Here is an 18,165-nt window from a genome sequence, read left to right on the forward strand (position 1 = left end):
GCCGCCTCAGAGGAGGCGTGTAACTACCGCTACCAGCCCCGCCGCCAACAGGTTGGTGGCGGTCTGCATAGCGATGTCGCGCAGGACCCTGCGGATCCGGACGCAACGCGCAGACCTGTACTCGACAATCGGGTCCATGCGTACCACTCCATGCGTGAATGCGGAATGGCAGAGCGGGCGCCCTACCGGGTGCCCACCAGTCACCACTCGCCTCCACAGAAGCAGAGCAAGAACGCGCAGCCTCGTACCCTCCGGGAAGGTGCGCAGCGCAAGGATCTTACCTCAGAAGGCGGTTGGGCAAGGCTGAGTGGTGCTCGTCCCTGCCGAACATGAGTTCACCCCAAGGAGTGATTCGGCACTCTCGACGTGCGATCGGCACCGAGCTCGTGGTCGACAGTGCTTCACCGCGCACTGACCTTTCCGTGCGTCACCCCCTGGGCGGTGACGCACGAACTCACCCCCGCAACCCCACCACTGCCCACGGGCTCTCCGGCCGGCTCGTCAGCAGGCGGTGGGAGGTGCGGACCTCGCGGTACCAGGGGCCGAAGGAGTCCTCGTCGAAGTGGAGGCAGCGGCCGAGGACGTAGCCGAGGGAGAAGTCGCTCCAGCTGGGGTACTCCTCGGCGGCCGTCTCCCCGATGACGTGGAGGGCCTGGCGGGCTTCGTCGAGGCCGGCGAAGCCCGCGTTGACGCCCCAGCAGCACATGTTGGCGGCGCGCCCCAAATCCCAGGCCAGGGTGCGGCGTACGGAGGCGTCCTGGGCGAGGAGGCCGTCCTCGCGGAAACGGGCCTCGTACCGCAGAACGCGGGCGCCCACCACGCGCAGCACCTGGCTTCTGCCGGACAGTTCGGGATGATGGGGGCCGAGTCGGTCCACCAGCCACCTGCCGGTCGCCTCGCTCCACGCCTGCTCGGTGACCGGGACGTGCGGTGACCGGGTGAGGAGCGCCGCGCGGGCGCCCATGGCCGCGTCCCACATGGGGGTGGAGAGCTGTCCGTCGAGGAGTTCCTGCACCGTCTGGTGCCACGCGTGAGGAGAGGTGACGTCCCAGGACACCTTCAGCCGGGTGCGTTCCCACGCGGGCGCCGGACGGGGGTCGGCGACGCTGTTCCAGCGGGCGCCGTTGGAGTAGCTCAGGTGGGCGCCGCAGGCGAGTCCGCGCAGCACGGCCGGGTCGGTCTCGCCTCCGGACCTCGTCGCGCGCAGCTTGTTGCCGACCCAAGGCAATATGGGCGATTTCCGAAAGAACTGGAAGATCTGAAACACGCGCAGCCCCCGTGCGGTACGAGATCCAGGAATGGCACGCGGGACCCTACCCCGGCGGCTGCCGCACCGGTCAGCCGGCCGCCGTCCCGCCCGTGGCCTCGGATGACCCGGTGGCCCCGGAGGTTCCGGTTGCTTCGGAGGGCTCGGGCTCGGGCCCCTCGCGCCGTGCCGCCAGCGCCGTCACCCGGTTCCGTACGGCGTACCAGCCCGCCCACAGCGCCAGCGCGATCAGCGGCATGCACACCACCGACCAGGTGCCGATGTCGCCGTCGCAGGCCATCAGGACGACGACCAGGAGAAGAAAGGCGAGCGTCAGGTACGACGTGAAGGGGGCGCCCGGCAGATGGAAGCCGCCGTCCTCGGCACGGCCCTCGCGCACTCGGCGGCGCAGCGCCAACTGACACAGAATGATCATCGCCCAGGTGCCGATCATGGTGATCGCGGAGAAGTTCAACACGATCGAGAAGGCACGCTCGGGAACGACGTAGTTGAGCACGATGCCGAGCAGGTAGAAGGACGCGGTCAGCAGGATGCCGCCGAACGGGACGTGCCGGCGGTTCATCTTCGTGGTGAAGTGCGGCGCGGAGCCGGCCAGGCCCATCGAGCGCAGCGTGCGGCCCGTCGAGTAGAGGCCCGAGTTGCAGCTGGAGAGGGCCGCGGTCAGCACCACGAAGTTCATGATCTGGTCGGCGCCGGGGATGCCGACGCGGCTCATCAGCGTCACGAACGGCGACTCGTCACCGCTGTACGCGGTCCACGGCAGCAGCAGGACGAGCAGCAGCACGGAGCCGACGTAGAAGACGACGATGCGCCAGGAGACGGAGTTGATCGCCTTGGGGATGACCTTCCGTGGGTTCTCCGTCTCGCCGGCGGTGATGCCGACCATCTCGATCGCCGCGTAGGAGAAGACCACACCCTGGACGATGATCAGCGCGGCCAGGAAGCCGTGCGGCAGCAGACCGCCGTGGTCGGTGATCAGCTGGGGGCCGCCCGCCTCGCCGCCCTGGACGGGGTGGCGGCTGGCCAGCAGCCAGCAGCCGATGGCGAGGAACGCGATGATCGCGGCCACCTTGATCAGGGCGAACCAGAACTCGAACTCCCCGAACCACTTCACGGAGATCAGGTTGGCGCCCAGTACCACCAGCAGCGCGAACAGCGCGAGCGTCCACTGGGGGATCTCGCGCAGGGCGCTCCAGTAGTGCAGATAGACGGCGACGGCCGTGATCTCCGCGATGCCGCTGCATATCCAGTGCAGGAAGTACACCCAGCCGGCCACGAAGGCCGCCTTCTCGCCGCCCAGCAGCTCCCGGGAGTAGGAGACGAACGATCCCGACGTCGGGCGGTGCATCACCAGCTCGCCCATGGCGCGGGCGATGAAGAAGGCGAACAGGCCGGTGACCGCGAAGACGATCACCAGCGAGGGCCCCGCGGAGTTGAGCCGCTCACCGGCGCCGAGGAACAGCCCCGTACCGATCGCGCCCCCCACGGCGATCATCTGCACCTGACGGTTGCGCAGGCCCGACGCGTAGCCGTCCTCGCGCAGCAGCGTGCTCTTGGCGGGCGCGGTGCGCTCGGGGGACTCGGTGGTCACCCCGCCTCCGCGGGTCTCGGCTGCGTTCGCCATACGTCTTGGCTCTCCGTGCATCGGGGCACACCTGTGTCCCGGCACGCCGTTCGGCGCACTGGGGTGTGCCTGTGTGGACAGGACCGGCGCCCTGACGGGCAGGGCCAGGGCACCCTGACGGGCAGGGCGTCACCCTGACGGACAGGGCGAGACACCCTGCGGACAGGGCGAAGCGCCCTGACGGGCAGGGCTGGGTGCCGGTCCGGGCAGAACCGGACCGGCTGTCCTGAGGACGTCAGAACCCGAGGATCCGAAGGTCAGGACGCGGACGAGGAGGCGAACCGGTGTGGCTCACCGGCCCGGCCGGCCGGTGCGTCCGCACGGCCGGACAGTGCCTCGGTCAGCGCGCCGCTCTGCGCGGCACCGCTGTCCGCCAGCACCTCTTCGATCCGCTGCGTAGGACGCACCAGCGAGAAGCTGACGCGTCCGGCGCTGTCCCGCCGGAAACCGTGCACGGCAGGGCGGGGCAGGCTGTTGTACTGGAACGGGGTGGAGAAGTAGTAGGCACCCGTGTCCCACAGCGCCACCACGTCTCCCGGCTCCAGCTCGGGCAGTGCCGTCTCGCGCGCCACCAGGTCACCCGCGAAGCAGCACGGCCCCGCTACATCCTGCACCATCTCGGACGTGCCCTTGGGCGCGCCCTCGGCGTCGAAGGCACCCACCCGCAGCGGCCACGCCCCGGGCGCGAACGCCGTGCGGGTCGCCACGTGCGCACCCGCGTGCGTGACGGCGATCCGGCGGCCGCCCGCGGTCTTGGTGTACTCCACCAGCGCGGCGATGAACCCCTGCTTGGCGAGCAGGGACCGACCGAACTCCGTGACGATCGTATAGCGCCCGTCGAACAACCCCGGCACCGTGTGCCGCAGCAGGTCCGCGTACGCGGCGAACGTGGGCTCCGTCTCGTCGCCCGCGAAGTTCACCGGGAGGCCGCCGCCGATGTCCAGGGTGTCGATCTGCTGCCTGCCAGCCTGACGGTTGATCCGTTCGGCCAGCTCGAAGACGACCCGTACCGACTCGGCCATCAGCTCCAGCGGCACCCCCTGGGAACCCGTGTGGGTGTGCAGCCGGGTCAGCCAGGGGCGCGCCAGGTAGCTGTCGACGATCCACTGTTCGGCACCCTCGTCCCGCAGCGCGACGCCGAACTTCGAAGTGGCTGTCGCGGTGCTCATCGCCCCGATGGAACCGGTGCCCACCTGCGGGTTGATGCGCATGCCCAGCGGTGCGCCGGGGGGCAGGCCTGCCGCCTCGCGCTCGGCGACCAGCGCGTCCAGCCGGGCGAGCTCCTGCGGGTTGTCGGCGTTGACGGCGACCCCGCTCGCCAGCGCGTCCCGCAGTTCGGGGACGGTCTTGGCGGGGGAGTCGAAGACGGTGCGCCCGGCGGGGACGCCCGCCGCCCGGGCCAGCTCCAGCTCGCCGGGGCTGGCCACCTCGCAGCCGATGCCCTCCGCGTGCAGCAGTTCCAGTACGGGCACGAGGGAGGCCGCCTTCACGGCGAAGGTGTGCAGCACGGGAGCGGGCCCGGCGAACGCGGCGTGCAGCTCCCTGGCGGTCTCCCGGATGCCCTCGACGTCCAGCAGGGCCGCCACCGGTGCGTCGGGGCCGAGCAGCCCCTCGCGGACCGCCGAGGCGATCGCCTCATGTCTCCGTGCCACGGCCTCCAGTACCACGCGGGTGCTCCTCTCTTGCGCCGGTTGGGATGCCGTCCACTCTGCGCGGCGGCGCGGGGCCGTGTCTGCGGCGGATGGGCCGAAGCTGCCGAGGGGACGGTGTGTAGGGCCACAACGGTGGCCCGGAAAGCGGACGAGGATTGTCCGTGCGTACCACGATGAGGGCAGTTCTTTGTGCGGCTGCACCATGCCGCGGTGTGGGTGCTCTCACGCGAGCGCACCGCGTCTTGTGCGAGTCGGCTCCGCGTCCCGTGCGAGTCGGCTCCGCGTCTTGTGTGCGTCGGTTGCGCGTCCCGTGTGCGTCGGTTCCGCTTCCCGGATCATGCCTCCGTCTCGGTGCCGCGTCCCGGGCCGCCCGCCGCTGCCGGGTGCAGGCCCGCCGCCCGCAGGCCCAGTTCGGCCAGCAGGCGGACATCCGGGTCGTCCAGGTCGAGCGCGAAGTGGGTCCGCAGCCTGCGCAGACGGTAGCGCAGCGTGTTCGGGTGGATGCCCAGCTGCCGTGCGGTGCCCGCGACGTCGCCGAACCTGCTCAGGTACGCGGCGAGCGTCGGGGCCAGGTCGGTGCGGTGCTCCGCGTCGTGGGCCAGCAGCTCCCGTACGGGCCCGTCCACCGCGGGCGTCAGCGCCTCCACGGCCCGTACGACCCGCATCGCGTCCATGGCGGCCCGTACGTCCGACTCGTCGGCGACCTCCAGCCCCCCGGCGCGGGCGGGCCGCTCCAGCAGCACCCGGAGGACGAGATGAGCTCTCTCAAGGGAGTCGGGAGCCTGGGCGAGATCCGTCGGCGCGGGACCGATCGCCACGAGGGGCCGGGCGCCGGCCTCCCGCACGGCGCCCGCGAGCTGGAGCGCCAGCCGCCGTGCCCGTACGTCGCCCTCCCGGGGCTGGTCACCGGCGCGCGCGGTGTCGGCACGTGCAGTCGGGCCGTGGGCCTGCTGGGGGCGCTCGCCGGGGAGCGGCAACAGGACGTCCAGTCGGCCCTGGGAGCGTTGCGCGTAACCGGCGGGCTGGTGCGCGGTCACCTGGAGCGAGGCCAGCCGCAGGGCACGCTCGTGCGTAGCGGCTTCTGCCGTGCCGTCCGTTGTGGTGTCGCCGCCCGTCGTGATGGTGCCGTCCGTCCTGCTGTCGGCAGCGGGACGGACGGCCGTGCCGTCTGCCGTGCCGTCTGCCGTGGCGCCGCCGGTGGTGACCGACAGCACCGCGCACGGCGTGCCGAGGTCCAGCCCGAGGGTCGCCGCCGCCGACCGTGCGTCCCCGGTGCCTTCCAGCAGCGCCCTGACCGCCTGCCGGCGCCGCGACGAACCGTTCCGCGCGCTCAGCCGGTGGTGCAGCAGGTGCGGGGCCGCCACGCGGGCCGCCTCGCGCAGTGCCTGACGGGCGTCGGACGGCAGCGGGCTGCCGTCGGCGGCCGCCCAGATGGAGCCCAGCACCTCCTCACCGGCGCGTACCGCGATCGCCAGACGTTCCGAAAAGCGTTCCTCCGCCGGACGGTGCACCACGTCGTCGGTCGACCACAGGGTGCGCAAAAACCCGCTGGCGGCAAGTTCGTCCAGCCGCCACCTGGGCACCTGCTGGCCGAGGATGGTGAGCCGCCGCAGCGGGTCGGCTCCGTTCTCCGTGGGGGAGAAGGCCAGCACCCGTGACTCCGGGTCCTCCAGGGTGACGGCACCGCCCACCAACTCGGCGAGGGCCCGTGCCAGCGCGGAAAGGTCGCCCAGCGGCACGTCGGAGAGGGACTCGGGACCCGCGGGGCCGCCCCGGTGCGCGAGCCCGGCCCGCAGCATGCCGATCAGCTCGGTCCACTCGACCCACGGCGTCCTGGTGAGCAGGGCCGTGGACGTCTCGTCGGCCACCTCGAGCAGCCGCCGCGTCGGCCCGCTCGCCCCACGCCGTACGACGACGGCCACCGCACCGGCCCGGGCGGCCGACCGCAGCATCAGCGGGGCGGCGTCGGACGAATCGTCGACACCGGGCGCGATCAGCACCTGGCCCCGCGCGGCGAGGGTCTCTCCGGAGTCGAACACGCCCACTCCGCGCACGGGCACCCCGCTGCCCAGCGGCGCCCGTATCAGTTCCAGCGCCTCGCCCGCACCGGTCGCCAACAGGCTCGCGAGGGTGGGGGAGTCCCCCTGGTGCTCATTCTCCGCGCCGGAGGGCGCCCCGAGGGACGGGTCCGCGTGCACGGAGGGCGCCCCGAGGGACGGATCCGTGTGCACGGAGGGTGGCGGTTCGGCGGCGCCGTGCCCGCTGTGCGGAAAGGGAGAGCCGTGGAAAGACGCGGAGGGGGTGTGCTCGCCGTGCGGAGGGGTGGTGCCGGGCATGGCTCAAGTGTCGCGCATCGGCCACCAGCCGGACGGCGCGCTCTGGACGCGCTCACAGAGACCCGTCGTCCCACTGGTCGAGGAGGCTCTCCTCGTCCTCCTCGCCGCCCGTCGCCCCGTTGTGCACGCTCTGCTCGGTCCACATCACCTTGCCGTGCGGGGTGTAGCGGGTGCCCCAGCGCTCGGCGAGCTGGGCGACGAGGAAGAGTCCGCGCCCGCCCTCCTCCGTCGCTGCGGCGCGGCGCAGGTGCGGCGAGGTGCTGCTGCCGTCGGAGACCTCGCAGGTGAGGGCCCGCTCGTACAGCAGGCGGGCGCGGATGGGTTCGCTGCCGTAGCGGATGGCGTTGGTGACCAGTTCGCTGAGAATCAGCTCCGTGGTGAACGCGACGTCCTCCAGGCCCCACTCGGTCAGTTTCCGTGTCACCCGCGCGCGCAGCGGGGCGACGGCGCCCGAGTCGGCGGGCACGTCCCACTGAGCGACCCGTTCCGGCGGCAGTACCTTGGTGCGGGCCACCAGCAGGGCGACGTCGTCGCTCGGGTCGGGGGGCAGCAGCGCGTCGAGCACTGCCCCGCAGGTCTCCTCCGGGGACCGCTCCGGATGGCCCGCCAGCGCGTCGTGCAGCTGCGCGAGACCGTCGTCGATGTCCCGGTCGCGGTCCTCGACCAGCCCGTCGGTGTAGAGCACCAGACGGCTGTTCTCCGGCGGGTGCAGCTCCGCCGTCTCGAAGGGCGCGCCGCCCAGCCCGAGGGGCAGTCCCACGGGGATCTCCGGAAACTCCACGGTGCCGTCGGGCAGCACCACGGCGGGGCCCAGGTGCCCTGCCCGCGCCATGGTGCAGCGGCCCGACACGGAGTCGTAGATCGCGTACAGACAGGTGGCGCCGGTGACGGCCTCGCCGTTGCCCTCTGCCGCCTGGTCCTGGTCGATCCGGTCCACCAGCTCGTCCAGATGCGCGAGCAGTTCTTCGGGGGCCAGGTCGAGGGAGGAGAAGTTGAGCACCGCGGTGCGCAGCCTTCCCATGGTCGCGGCCGCGTGCAGACCGTGCCCCACCACGTCGCCGACCACCAGTGCGACGCGGGCGCCGGGCAGCGGGATGACGTCGAACCAGTCCCCGCCCACCCCCGCCCGGGTGGGCAGGTACCTGGTGGCGACCTCCAGCGCGTCCTGTTCGGGCAGCCCGCGCGGCAGCAGGCTGCGCTGCAGGGTGACCGCCATGGCGTTCTCCCTGGTGTAGCGCCGGGCGTTGTCGATACTGACGGCGGCCCGTGCCGCCAGCTCCTCCGCGAAGGCCAGGTCGTCCTCGCCGTAGGCCGTGCTCCGGTCCGCGCGCCAGAAGTCGACCACTCCCAGGAGCACCCCCCGGGCCCGCAGCGGAACGGTGATCAGCGAGTGGATGCCGTCCGCGACGGCGGCACGCGCGCGCTCGGGGTTCTCCTCCTGCCAGGCGTGCGCCTCCCGCAGATCGGGCTCCAGCACGGCGCCGACGCTGTCGGCCCCTGTTCCGTCCGCCGTCCCTTCGCCCGTGCCGGTGAGACCCACCGTCCTGGTGACCTCGCCCACCGGGTAGAGCGGCGACGGAGTGCGGATGCCGCTGATCGCCACCCTGCGCATGTCGGTGGGGGCCTCTGTCGGCTCCTCGCCGCGCGGCACCGGGTCCAGCAGTTCGACGGTCGCGAAGTCGGCGAAGCGGTCCACCGCAACCTCGGTCAGCTCTTCCGCGGTACGCACCACGTCCAGCGTCGTACCGACGCGCACACCCGCCTCGTACAGCAGCCGCAGCCGCTCCCGCGCCACCTCGGCGCGGCCTTCGAGCGCGCGCAGTTCCGTGGTGTCCCGCAGCGTCGCGACCCTGCCGGGGGCGCCCTCCTCGGCACGGGTGGCGCGGACGTTGACGGCCAGCAGTCTTCCCCCGGCGAGGTGCACCTCGTCCGAGGCGGTACGGCCCGAGGCCAGCAGTCCGGCCATGCCCGCGTCGAGGCCGAGCTGGTCGATCCGCCGCCCCTCCGCGTTGCGGGGGAGCTCCAGCAGCCGGCGCGCCTCGCTGTTGGCCAGCCTCAGCCGGGCCTCCTCGTCGAGAATCAGCACTCCCTCGCGCACCGCGTGCAGTACCGCGTCGTGGTGTTCGTACATGCGGGTCATCTCGGTCGGCCCCAGCCCGTGGGTCTGGCGGCGCAGCCGTCTGCTGACCAGCGCGGAACTGCCCGAGGCGAGGATGAGCGCGCCGGCGGCCGACATCAGCAGCACGGGCAGCTGGTTCTTCACCCCCTGGTTCACCCGGGTGACCTTCACTCCCGCCGACACCAGTCCGGCCAGCGAGCCGTCCGGGCGGGTGATCGGGGCGGCGGAGTTCACCGTCTTGCCGCCGGTGGCCGCCTCGAGGGTCGTGGTGGTGGGCAGGCCGCGGCGGGCCCGCTCGACGATGTTCTTGTAGGGCCGCACGACTCGCTTGCCGATCAGGTCGGGCTCCGACGAGGTGACCCTGATCCCGTTCGGTTTCCAGACGACGACGTAGTCCACGTTGGTGGCCTTGCGGACCGCCTGGGCGCGCGGCTGCAGCGCCGCGGTCGGGTCCGGGCTGTCCAGCCCTTCCAGTACACCGGGGGAGTGCGCGAAGGTTTTGGCGACGGCGAGGCCCTCCTGCCGCGCGTGCCGGGAGCTGTCCCACTGGGCGTGCAGGAGGAAGGCCACCACCACCGCGACCATGAGCAGCACGATGACCGCTACCTGGAGGATGAAGACCTCTCCGGCGACGCTCCTGGCTCCGAAGGGGAGGCGGGACCCCTTGGAGGGACGCGTGTGCCGTCCGAAGGACCCCGCGTCCCGTTCCTCCGGAGAACCGGGCGCGTCGGTTTCCGCCGTACCGGCCGTACCGGTGCCCGGCCTGCCGGGTCCCGGTCCCTTCTCGGAGTGCGCGGAGGCGGGCGACACCCGGCGGGGGCGTTCGCGCCGAGCCGTTCGGCGCCCGAAAAGTCCGCGCATGCCCCTTTTCTAGCAGCTTCTGAGGGTCTCGGCCCTGGGGTGATCCGGTGAACGGGGTTGCGACGGCCTCGGTCCGCAGCCCCCGTGGCCGGGCGCGGGAGGCCGCGACGACTTCGGGCGGGGAAGGGTCTTGTCAAGAATCCAGGATTCTGGTTACTGTTTCCTCGTGAACGATTACGACGAGCGGTTCCTGACCCGCAACGGCCTCGCGGCCCGCCAGCTCGCGCTCCTCCTGCTGGAGTACGAGCCGGAGACGCGGCTGCCCCGCGTGCGGGACTTCGCCGAGGAGCTGGGGTGCGGCAACGGCACGGTCCAGGCCGCACTGCGGCTGCTGGAGGAGGCCGGCGCCATCGAGACCGCCGCCCGCGGGCACCTGGGCACCTTTCTCGTCAGATCGGACCGCGCGATCCTGTGGCGGCTGTCGGGGCTCGGCACCCTGCTCGCGGCCATGCCGCTGCCCTACTCGCGCCGCTACGAAGGACTGGCCACGGGCCTGCGCGCGGCGTTCGACGACGCCGGCACCCCGTTCGCCATCACGTTCATGCGGGGCGCGGGCAGCCGGGCCACCGCGCTGATGGAGGGCAAGGCCGACCTCGTCGTGCTCTCCCGCTTCGCCGCCGACCGGCTCATCGAGGAGTATCCCGAGGATCTGGCCATCGTGGTGGATCTCGGTCCCGCCACCTACGTCGGCGCCCACGGTGTGCTGCTGCGGGAGGGCGGCTCGCTGGACTCGCCGGGCCTCCGTGTGGCGATCGACCACGCCTCGGAGGACCAGCGCATGCTCGCCGAGCTGACCTTCGGCGGGCGGGTCGACGTCGAATGGGTGGAGTGCTCCTACATGCAGCTTCCCGATCTGCTCGGACACAACGAGGCGGACGCCACCGTCTGGAACCTGGACGAGGTGCAGGGCCGGATCGGCGGGGGGGTGGACGTACGCCCGCTTGGTGACGAGGTGACACGCGACCTGTCGCTGCGCAACTCGAGCGCGGTCGTCATCGGCAGAGCCGGAAGCGCCGCAGCCCTGCACGCGATACGGCAGGCCATCGACCCGGCCCGGGTCGCCGAGCTCCAGTCCGAGGTCCTGCGAGGAGACCGCATGCCCTCGTACTGACGGATCCCACCTGCCGCGCCACCGCACCGCACGGCTCGATCCGTGCGGGCTCGCGCCGCCCAAGAGAATCCAGAATCCCGAGTTCTGTGGGATGTTGAGGAGGCAACACCGTGGACGACCAGCTCGCGCTGCGCATCCAGCTCTTCCGCGACAGCGGCCAAGTCCGCCCTCAGGTGGCCGATTTCGTGACCGCCGAGCTGACCGCGCTCACCGATGAGGGCGCGCCCGTCACCGAGGAGACGGCCGGAATGCTGACGAGCCATCTGATGATGGCGCTCACCCGGCTCCTCGACGGGGAGCCCATCGAGGAGTTCTCCACCGATGAGCAGGTGGCCGCCGAACTCGCCGACCACCCGGCAGCCGTCGAACGGGCCCGCCGGATAGCCGAACGCGCGGAGAGCCAACTCGGCGCCGCCCTGCCCACCTCCGAGATCAACTTCCTGGCCATGCACCTGGCCGTCCTCGCCCAGCGCGTCACCGGCTGACAGCCGCCCACGCCGGGCCCCTCCCGACCACCACCCTCTCCCACCCCTTACCCCCCTTTCCCTGCACGGCCCACCCCCTCGGGCCGCACAGCACAGACGAGAGGCACCAGCCATGACGAAGATCCTCACCGGCGGAGTCGGCAAGACCGAGGTCGCGAACGCCATCAAGGAACTCGGCCTCGACGGCGTGGACGTCGTCGTCTCCAGCGACATGGACGCCGCGATGAAGCTCCGCGCCGGGCAGGCCGACTACTTCTTCGGCACCTGCCACACCGGCGCGGGCGCCTCCCTGGGCGTGCTCGTCGGCCTGATGGGGCAGTCCGCCTGCCACACCTTCGGCCGCTCCGTGCCCACCGAGGACGAGGTCGCCGCGCTGCTCACCGAGGGCAAGAAAGTCTTCGGTTTCTCCATGGACCAGATCACCACCGTCGTCCCCCTGCTCACCCGCGCCGTCGCCGCGCGCGGCTGAGCATCGCGGACAGCCCGGGCGTGAAGGAGCGACCCCGTGAGTGACCTCGCAAGCACGGTGGGCACCACCGGCACCCAACTGGCCGCAGGCGCCGGCCTGAACCTCTCGCTGCCCCAGCAGCTGACCGTCATCGTCCTGTGTGCGCTGACGGCGTTCATCTCACACATGGCGCTGGCCGTCTTCAACGACGGCGTGCGCCCGTTCATGCTGGACTTCATCCACGGCCGGACGACCCGCTCGGCCACCACGGCCGTCTCCTTCGGCCTCTCGGCCGGGTTCATCTTCGGACTCGGCGCGCCGATGGCGCTCTCCTCGGGCGTGCTCAACCCGTGGCTGCTCTTCCTGCCCACCGACATCCTGGGCCTGCTGTCCCCCAAGAAGTGGCTCGCGCCGCTGCTGGGCGCCGGCTGGGGCGCCGTCGTCGTCTTCGGACTCAACGGGGCCAACGAGGTGGCGCACGACCTGCCCGTGGACTTCCTGACCGCCATGCAGCAGATGTCCACGCCGATCCTGTTCCTCTTCACGCTCTTCCCGGTGCTGGCCATCACCAAGCAGTTCGGGCGCGTGTGGGGAGCCGTGGCCGGTGTCGTCGAACTTGTCCTCGTCGTCGCGACGATGAAGCTGTGGCCGGACATGTTCGCCGGTGCGCTCGCCATGGCCGTCGGCGTGCTGATGCTGATCGGCCTCGCCGTCCGGCGGGACCTGGCACAGCGCAAGGCCGACCGCGCGGCCGAGGCGGCACGGGGCGAGACCGTCGCGGACCAGGACTCCGCCCAGGCGGCGGAAGACGACCCGATGGCCTCCCTGTTCAGCGCGAGCGCGACGCGGCTGCGCCGCCACCTGCCGCTGTTCATGCTGCTGGGCGCCGGAGTCTGCCTGCTGGCCCAGATGCACATATTCGGCGGCGGAGAGGCCACCAGCTTCCTCATCGCCAAGGGCCACATCTCCGAGGCGGCGCAAGTCGACTTCTACCGCGTCTTCGGCTTCATTCCGCTGATCGCGACGACGGCGCTGGCATCCGGCGCCTACGGCATCGCCGGGTTCACACTCGTCTACCCGATCGGCTACCTGATGCCGAACCCGGTGCTGGCGGTCATCGTCGGCGCTGCCGTCTTCGCCCTCGAGGTCCTGGCGCTGTCCTACATCGGCAAGGTCCTCGGCAAGCTGCCCAGCGTCCGCGACTCCTCCGAACACCTGCGCAACGCCATCACCGACAGCCTCCACCTGGCCATCCTCTTCGGCTCCCTCATGGCGGCCAACGCGATGGGCGCCGGCCTGGGCATCCTCATCGTGGGCGGGCTCTACCTGCTCAACGAGGCGATGGGCCGGCCCGTGGTGAGGATGGCGGCCGCACCCGCCGCGGTGATCGTCGGCGGCATCCTGCTCAACGTCCTCTACTGGCTCGACCTGTTCACCCCCGTCAAGGGCTGAGGGCCGCGCCGTCACCAGGAAGACCCGCACCATGACCACCACCCCGCACATCCGGGAAGGCCTGCTGCGGACCGTCACCGGGCCGCTCGCCGCCGAGTCGCTGACGGGCCCCGTACTCGCCCACGAACACCTGGCCCTCGACCTGGACCGCGAGGGCGACGCGGCGGCGGTCCTCGACGCACGGCGGCACGGCCCGGCCGTCAGCCGGGAACTGGCCGCGCTGCGACAGGACTTCGGCCTCTCCCTCGTCGTCGAGCTGACCTGCCGGGGCATGGGCAGGGACCCGGACGCGCTGGTGCGGATCGCCCGCGAAAGCGGTGTCGCCGTCGTCGCCGCCACCGGGTGGTATTACGAGCCGTTCCACCCGCAGGCGGACCTGGCAGGCGCCTCCGTCGAGCAGCTGACCTGCACGCTCGTGCAGGAGATCGAACAGGGCATCGGCGCCACGGGCGTACGGCCCGGTGTGCTCGGCGAGGTGGGCAGCCACGGCGACACCCCCAGCGAACCCGAGGCCAGGTCGCTGCGGGCCGCCGCCCGCGCCGCCCTCGCCACCGGGCTGTCCGTGTCCACCCACGCCCAACTGGGGCACGGCGGACTCGCCCAGCTCGACCTGCTGACGGCGGAGGGCCTGGCCCCGCACCGGATCTGCGTCGGCCACCAGGACCTGCTGGACGACCCCGCCGTGCACCGCCGGCTGGCCGAGGCGGGCGCGTACGTGGCCTTCGACACCGTCGGAAAGGAGAGCTACCAGAGCGACCAGGTACGGCTGCGCCTCCTCCTCGCGCTGCTGGAGGCGGGCCACGCCGACCGGGCCCTGCTCAGCTGCGACATCTCGCGCCACGGCTACCTGCTGAGCGAGGGCGGGAAGGGCTACGGCCACCTCTTCCGCTCGTTCCTGCCCGCGCTCCGCGCCGCGGGCGTCGACGAGGACCTGATCGACCTGATGACGCGGCGCAACCCGACGCGCTTCCTGACCGGCGCGAGCCCGGAGGAGGACTGACATGACACCAGCGGCAGCAGCACCCACACCCCCCGGTGCACTCCCGCGGACGTATCCGCTGGCCACCGTCCCGGTGGAGGAGGCCGTCAGGTGGCAGTTCCGGCTGCTGGAGGCCACCGCGGCGCACTTCCGGGGGCAGGAGTTGTTCACCGCGGACACCGGCGTGGTGCCCGGGCTCGGCAGGCCGTGGACGACGTCCCGGGTCGAGGCGGTACTGGCCGACTACTTCGGCGCGCAGGACGCGGCACTGGTCCAGGGCGCGGGCACCGGAGCGATCCGCGCCGCCCTCAGCGCCGCCGTGAGCCCCGGCGAGCCGCTGCTCATCCACCGTGCGCCGGTGTACCGCACCACGGCGGTGACACTGCGCGGCCTGGGCGTGGAGGCGGTCGAGGTCGACTTCAACGACCCGGTGGCGCTGCGCGACGCGCTCGCCTCCGGCCGGTTCCGGTGGGCCTACGTCCAGCACACCCGGCAGCGCCTCGCCGACTCCTACGACCCCGGCGAGGCCCTGGCAGCCTGCGCGAACGCGGGTGTACGCAGCCTCGTCGACGACAACTACGCGGCCTTCCGCGTGCCCGCCTGCGGCGTCGAACTCGGCGCGGACGCCTCGTGCTTCTCGCTGTTCAAACTGCACGGCCCCGAGGGCGTCGGCGTGGTCGTCGGTGCCGGGGACCTGGTGGACGGGGTGCGCGCCGACAACTACTCGGGCGGTGGGCAGGTCCAAGGCCACCAGGCCCTCGAAGCGCTGCGCGCCCTCACGCACGTGCCGGTGATGTGGGCGGTGCAGTCGCGCGTCGGCGCCGAGGTCGCCGAACGCCTCGCCGCCGGCGAGGTGCCGGGCGTCACCGACGTGCGCCTGGCCAACGCGCAGGACAGATGCCTCATCATCCAACTCGACACGCCCGTGGCGCGCCGCGTGCCCGAGGTCGCCGCCCGGTTCGGTGCCGCGCCCTACCCGGTGGGCTCCAACTCCCGCTACGAGGTGGCGCCGCTGTTCTACCGCATGTCCAGCTCCAGCCTGGACGACGCCCCGGAGCTGGCCGACTGGGCGATCCGCGTCAACCCGATGCGGGCGGGCGCCGACCTCGTCCTGTCCGTGCTGCGCCGCACCTTGTGGGAGCTGCGCGCCCAGGGCGGGCGCACGGCGGAGCCGCCGGCCACCGAAACTCCCCAACCCGCCACCCCCGCAACGCCCGCCACCCCCGCAACGCCCGCCACGCACCGAGCAAAGGACTGACGTGTTTCTCGACAGCCTTCTCGCCCGCAACCCGGGGCTCGCCGACGTCGCGGCCGACCTGCACCGGCGCGGCGAGATCCCGCCCGACACCTATGTCATGGACCTGGACGCCATCGAGGAGAACGCCGCCCTCCTGGCGGCCGAGGCCGAACGTCTCGGCTTGTCCCTGTGGTTCGTCGTCAAGCAGTTCGGCCGCAATCCCGAGCTGATCCGCGCGGTGGCCCGTGCCATCCCCCGGTTCGCCGCCATCGACCAGGACGAGGCCCGTACCCTGCACGCGGCGGGCGCCCGCGCCGGCAACCTGGGACACCTCGTGCAGGTCCCCCAGCGTGCACTGCCCGAGCTGCTGGCCTGGCGGCCCGAGGCCGTCACCGTCTACGACCTGGCCAACGCGCGCGCCGTCTCCGAGCAGGCACAGCGTCTGGGCATGGTCCAAGACGTCCTCGTACGGCTGGAGGGTGCGGCCGGATCCGTCTACCCGGGGCAGGAGGGCGGTGTACCGCTGGCGGCGCTCGACAAGTTCGCCGAGGACGCGGAGCGGCTGCCGGGCATCAGGATCGCCGGGGTCACCGCGTTCCCCTGCGTCCTGTGCGACCCGGAAACGGGGGAGCCGACGCCGACGCCCAACTTCGACCTCGCCGTCAGGGCACGCGATCTGCTGGCCGCGCGCGGACACCAGGATCTCAAGCTGAGCGCCCCCAGCGCCACGTGTGCTGCCAGCCTGCCGCTGCTCGCGCGCCTCGGCGCCACGCACGGTGAGCCGGGGCACGCGCTGACCGGCACGACCCCGCTGCACGCCCGCGACACCACGCAGCCGGAGCGGCCCGCGTACGTGTACGTCACCGAGGTCGCCCACACCCTGGCCGACGGCCGTCCGGCGGTGTTCGGCGGCGGCTTCTACGCCCGCTCGCACATCAGCTCCGCCCTGCTGCCCCGCGCGGGCACGCGGCTGGCCGTCCAGGACGCGCCCGCCGAGAACATCGACTACTACCGCCTCCTGGCGCCCCCCGAGGCGGGAGCGGACGTGCGGGCGGGTGACACGGCGCTGCTGGCGTTCCGCACGCAGATCTTCGTCACCCGCTCCACGGTCGCGGTCGTCGCCGGACTCTCGTCCGGGACGCCGAGGCTGACCGGTCTCTACGACGCACGAGGGAGGGCACTGTGACCACCCATGACGACCCGGCCGACCCCATCGGCCCCACCTGTCGCACCGGCCCTTCCGGCCCCTCCGACTCTTCCAGTTACTCCCGCCGCACCGAGCGCACCGGCCGCACCGTCATCGTCGTCATCGACGGCTTCGGTGTCGGTGCCATGCCCGACGCGGGCGTGCTGCGTCCGGGTGACGCGGCAGCCGACACTTGCGGGCACGTCCTCGACCACGCGCGCGAGGCGTTCGGACGGCCCCTGCGGCTGCCCGCGCTCGGCGCGCTCGGACTCGGCCTGATCCACCCGCATCCGGACCTCGCCCGCCGCACCCGGCTGCCCGTCGCGGCGGGCAGGGCCGCGCTCGGCTATCCGGGGGCCGACACGTTCGCCGGGCACCAGACGATGATGGGCGCGGACTTCAGCCGGGTGACGGTCGCCCGTCTCGGTGAGCACCTGGAGGAGGTCACCGCGGCCCTGCGCGCGGCAGGTCACCGGGTCGAGCCACTCGACGGCGGACCGGTTCTGGTCGTCGACGGCGGTGTGCTCGTGCACGACAACCTCGAAGCGGACCCCGGCATCAACTGGAACGCCTCGGCACGGCTGGACGACCTGAACTTCGACGCCCTTCTCGCGGTCGCCCGCACCGTGCGTGACGTCGCGCCCGTCGCCCGGGTCATCGCCGTGGGCGGTCACGCCGACGGACCGCTGCCCCGCTTCGTCCGGCCCGGCGACGGCGGCACCGTCGGCCTGGACACACCGGCCAGTGGCTTCTACCGCAACGGCGGACTCCAGGTGCGGCACCTGGGCGCGGAGCTCGACCACACCCGTCAGCTCCCCGAGCTGGCCGCCCGCGCCAGGGTCCCGGTGACGCTCGTCGGCAAGGCCGCGGACATCCTGGCGTGCGAGGCCGCCGTGCGGCGGCCGGCCGTGCCCACCGCGGACGTTCTCGCCCACACCCTGGAGGCGGTCCGCGCACCCGGGGAGGCGCTGGTCGTCGCCAACGTGCAGGAGAGCGACCTGGCGGGACACCAGCGCGACCCGGAGCGGTACGCACGGATACTCGAACAGGTCGACGCGGGTCTGGCCGCGCTGGTGGCGCTGCTGGACGAGCCCGGGGACCGTCTGGTGGTCACCGGTGACCACGGCAACGACCCGACGATCGGCCACGCTTACCACACCCGCGAGTACGTGCCCGTGCTCATTCACCGCCCCGGCGCCCCGGGCGTGGAACTGCTCCCGGACGCGGGAAGCCTGGCCGACGTGGGCGCCACGGCCGCCGCCGCCCTCGGCCTCGACCCGGCAGCCTTGGCCAACGGCACCCGTATACCGGAGGCGGCCGCGGTCTGAGCCCGGAGCGCGGCACGGTCCGCGACACGTGCACCGGTCGTTTCCCACCACGAGCTACGTGACGGCTCCCCTCACGAGCT

The 18,165-nt window shown here is 72.4% G+C and carries 14 protein-coding genes; 8 read left to right on the forward strand and 6 right to left on the reverse strand.

The genetic code is table 11. From position 1 onward, the window contains the following. Positions 1-6 precede the first annotated feature (6 nt). The 6 genes from MMF93_RS33770 to MMF93_RS25730 all read right to left on the reverse strand — a co-directional run bounded on the left by MMF93_RS33770 (position 7) and on the right by MMF93_RS25730 (position 9,859). Complete coding sequence (locus tag MMF93_RS33770) at positions 7-138, reverse strand: DUF6408 family protein (RefSeq protein ID WP_423835523.1); 132 nt, start codon at positions 136-138, stop codon at positions 7-9. Positions 139-454: 316 nt separating this feature from the next. Continuing rightward, positions 455-1,228, reverse strand: coding sequence for a DUF1266 domain-containing protein (locus MMF93_RS25710; protein ID WP_242755193.1), 774 nt, complete (start codon positions 1,226-1,228; stop codon positions 455-457). Positions 1,229-1,337: 109 nt separating this feature from the next. Continuing rightward, the gene (locus tag MMF93_RS25715; protein ID WP_423835524.1) at positions 1,338-2,891 is read right to left on the reverse strand and encodes an amino acid permease; all 1,554 of its coding nucleotides are present in this window, start codon (positions 2,889-2,891) and stop codon (positions 1,338-1,340) included. Between the two features lie 257 nt (positions 2,892-3,148). Beyond that, the gene (locus MMF93_RS25720; protein WP_242755195.1) at positions 3,149-4,558 is read right to left on the reverse strand and encodes a type III PLP-dependent enzyme domain-containing protein; all 1,410 of its coding nucleotides are present in this window, start codon (positions 4,556-4,558) and stop codon (positions 3,149-3,151) included. A gap of 320 nt (positions 4,559-4,878) precedes the next feature. Then, positions 4,879-6,879 carry a PucR family transcriptional regulator gene (locus MMF93_RS25725; RefSeq protein ID WP_242755198.1) on the reverse strand — a complete coding sequence of 667 codons (2,001 nt, stop codon included), beginning with the start codon at positions 6,877-6,879 and terminating at the stop codon, positions 4,879-4,881. Positions 6,880-6,931: 52 nt separating this feature from the next. Further along, the gene (locus MMF93_RS25730) at positions 6,932-9,859 is read right to left on the reverse strand and encodes a SpoIIE family protein phosphatase (RefSeq protein WP_423835525.1); all 2,928 of its coding nucleotides are present in this window, start codon (positions 9,857-9,859) and stop codon (positions 6,932-6,934) included. 166 nt (positions 9,860-10,025) lie between these two features. Between MMF93_RS25730 and yhfZ the strand changes: the two genes are divergently transcribed. From yhfZ to MMF93_RS25770, 8 genes are all read left to right on the forward strand, one after another. Further along, complete coding sequence (yhfZ, locus tag MMF93_RS25735) at positions 10,026-10,970, forward strand: GntR family transcriptional regulator YhfZ (protein WP_242755201.1); 945 nt, start codon at positions 10,026-10,028, stop codon at positions 10,968-10,970. Between the two features lie 110 nt (positions 10,971-11,080). After that, positions 11,081-11,455 carry a PRD domain-containing protein gene (locus tag MMF93_RS25740; RefSeq protein WP_242755203.1) on the forward strand — a complete coding sequence of 125 codons (375 nt, stop codon included), beginning with the start codon at positions 11,081-11,083 and terminating at the stop codon, positions 11,453-11,455. A gap of 112 nt (positions 11,456-11,567) precedes the next feature. Further along, a complete protein-coding gene (locus MMF93_RS25745) occupies positions 11,568-11,924 on the forward strand; it encodes a DUF2620 domain-containing protein (protein ID WP_242755205.1) in 357 nt (118 codons plus the stop codon). A 36-nt stretch (positions 11,925-11,960) separates the two neighbouring features. Continuing rightward, complete coding sequence (locus MMF93_RS25750; RefSeq protein ID WP_242755207.1) at positions 11,961-13,355, forward strand: YhfT family protein; 1,395 nt, start codon at positions 11,961-11,963, stop codon at positions 13,353-13,355. Between the two features lie 31 nt (positions 13,356-13,386). Further along, entirely contained in the window at positions 13,387-14,355 is a 969-nt protein-coding gene (locus MMF93_RS25755) for a phosphotriesterase family protein (RefSeq protein ID WP_242755209.1), read from the forward strand. 1 nt (position 14,356) lies between these two features. Next, complete coding sequence (locus MMF93_RS25760; protein ID WP_242755211.1) at positions 14,357-15,592, forward strand: aminotransferase class V-fold PLP-dependent enzyme; 1,236 nt, start codon at positions 14,357-14,359, stop codon at positions 15,590-15,592. Position 15,593: 1 nt separating this feature from the next. After that, a complete protein-coding gene (locus MMF93_RS25765; protein WP_242755213.1) occupies positions 15,594-16,757 on the forward strand; it encodes an alanine racemase in 1,164 nt (387 codons plus the stop codon). Between the two features lie 146 nt (positions 16,758-16,903). Then, positions 16,904-18,085, forward strand: a complete 1,182-nt coding sequence (locus MMF93_RS25770; RefSeq protein ID WP_242757778.1) for a phosphopentomutase — start codon at positions 16,904-16,906, stop codon at positions 18,083-18,085. The last annotated feature ends 80 nt before the right edge of the window (positions 18,086-18,165 follow it).

It is taken from the genome of Streptomyces tubbatahanensis (genome assembly GCF_022699385.1).
Lineage (GTDB): Bacteria > Actinomycetota > Actinomycetes > Streptomycetales > Streptomycetaceae > Streptomyces > Streptomyces diacarni.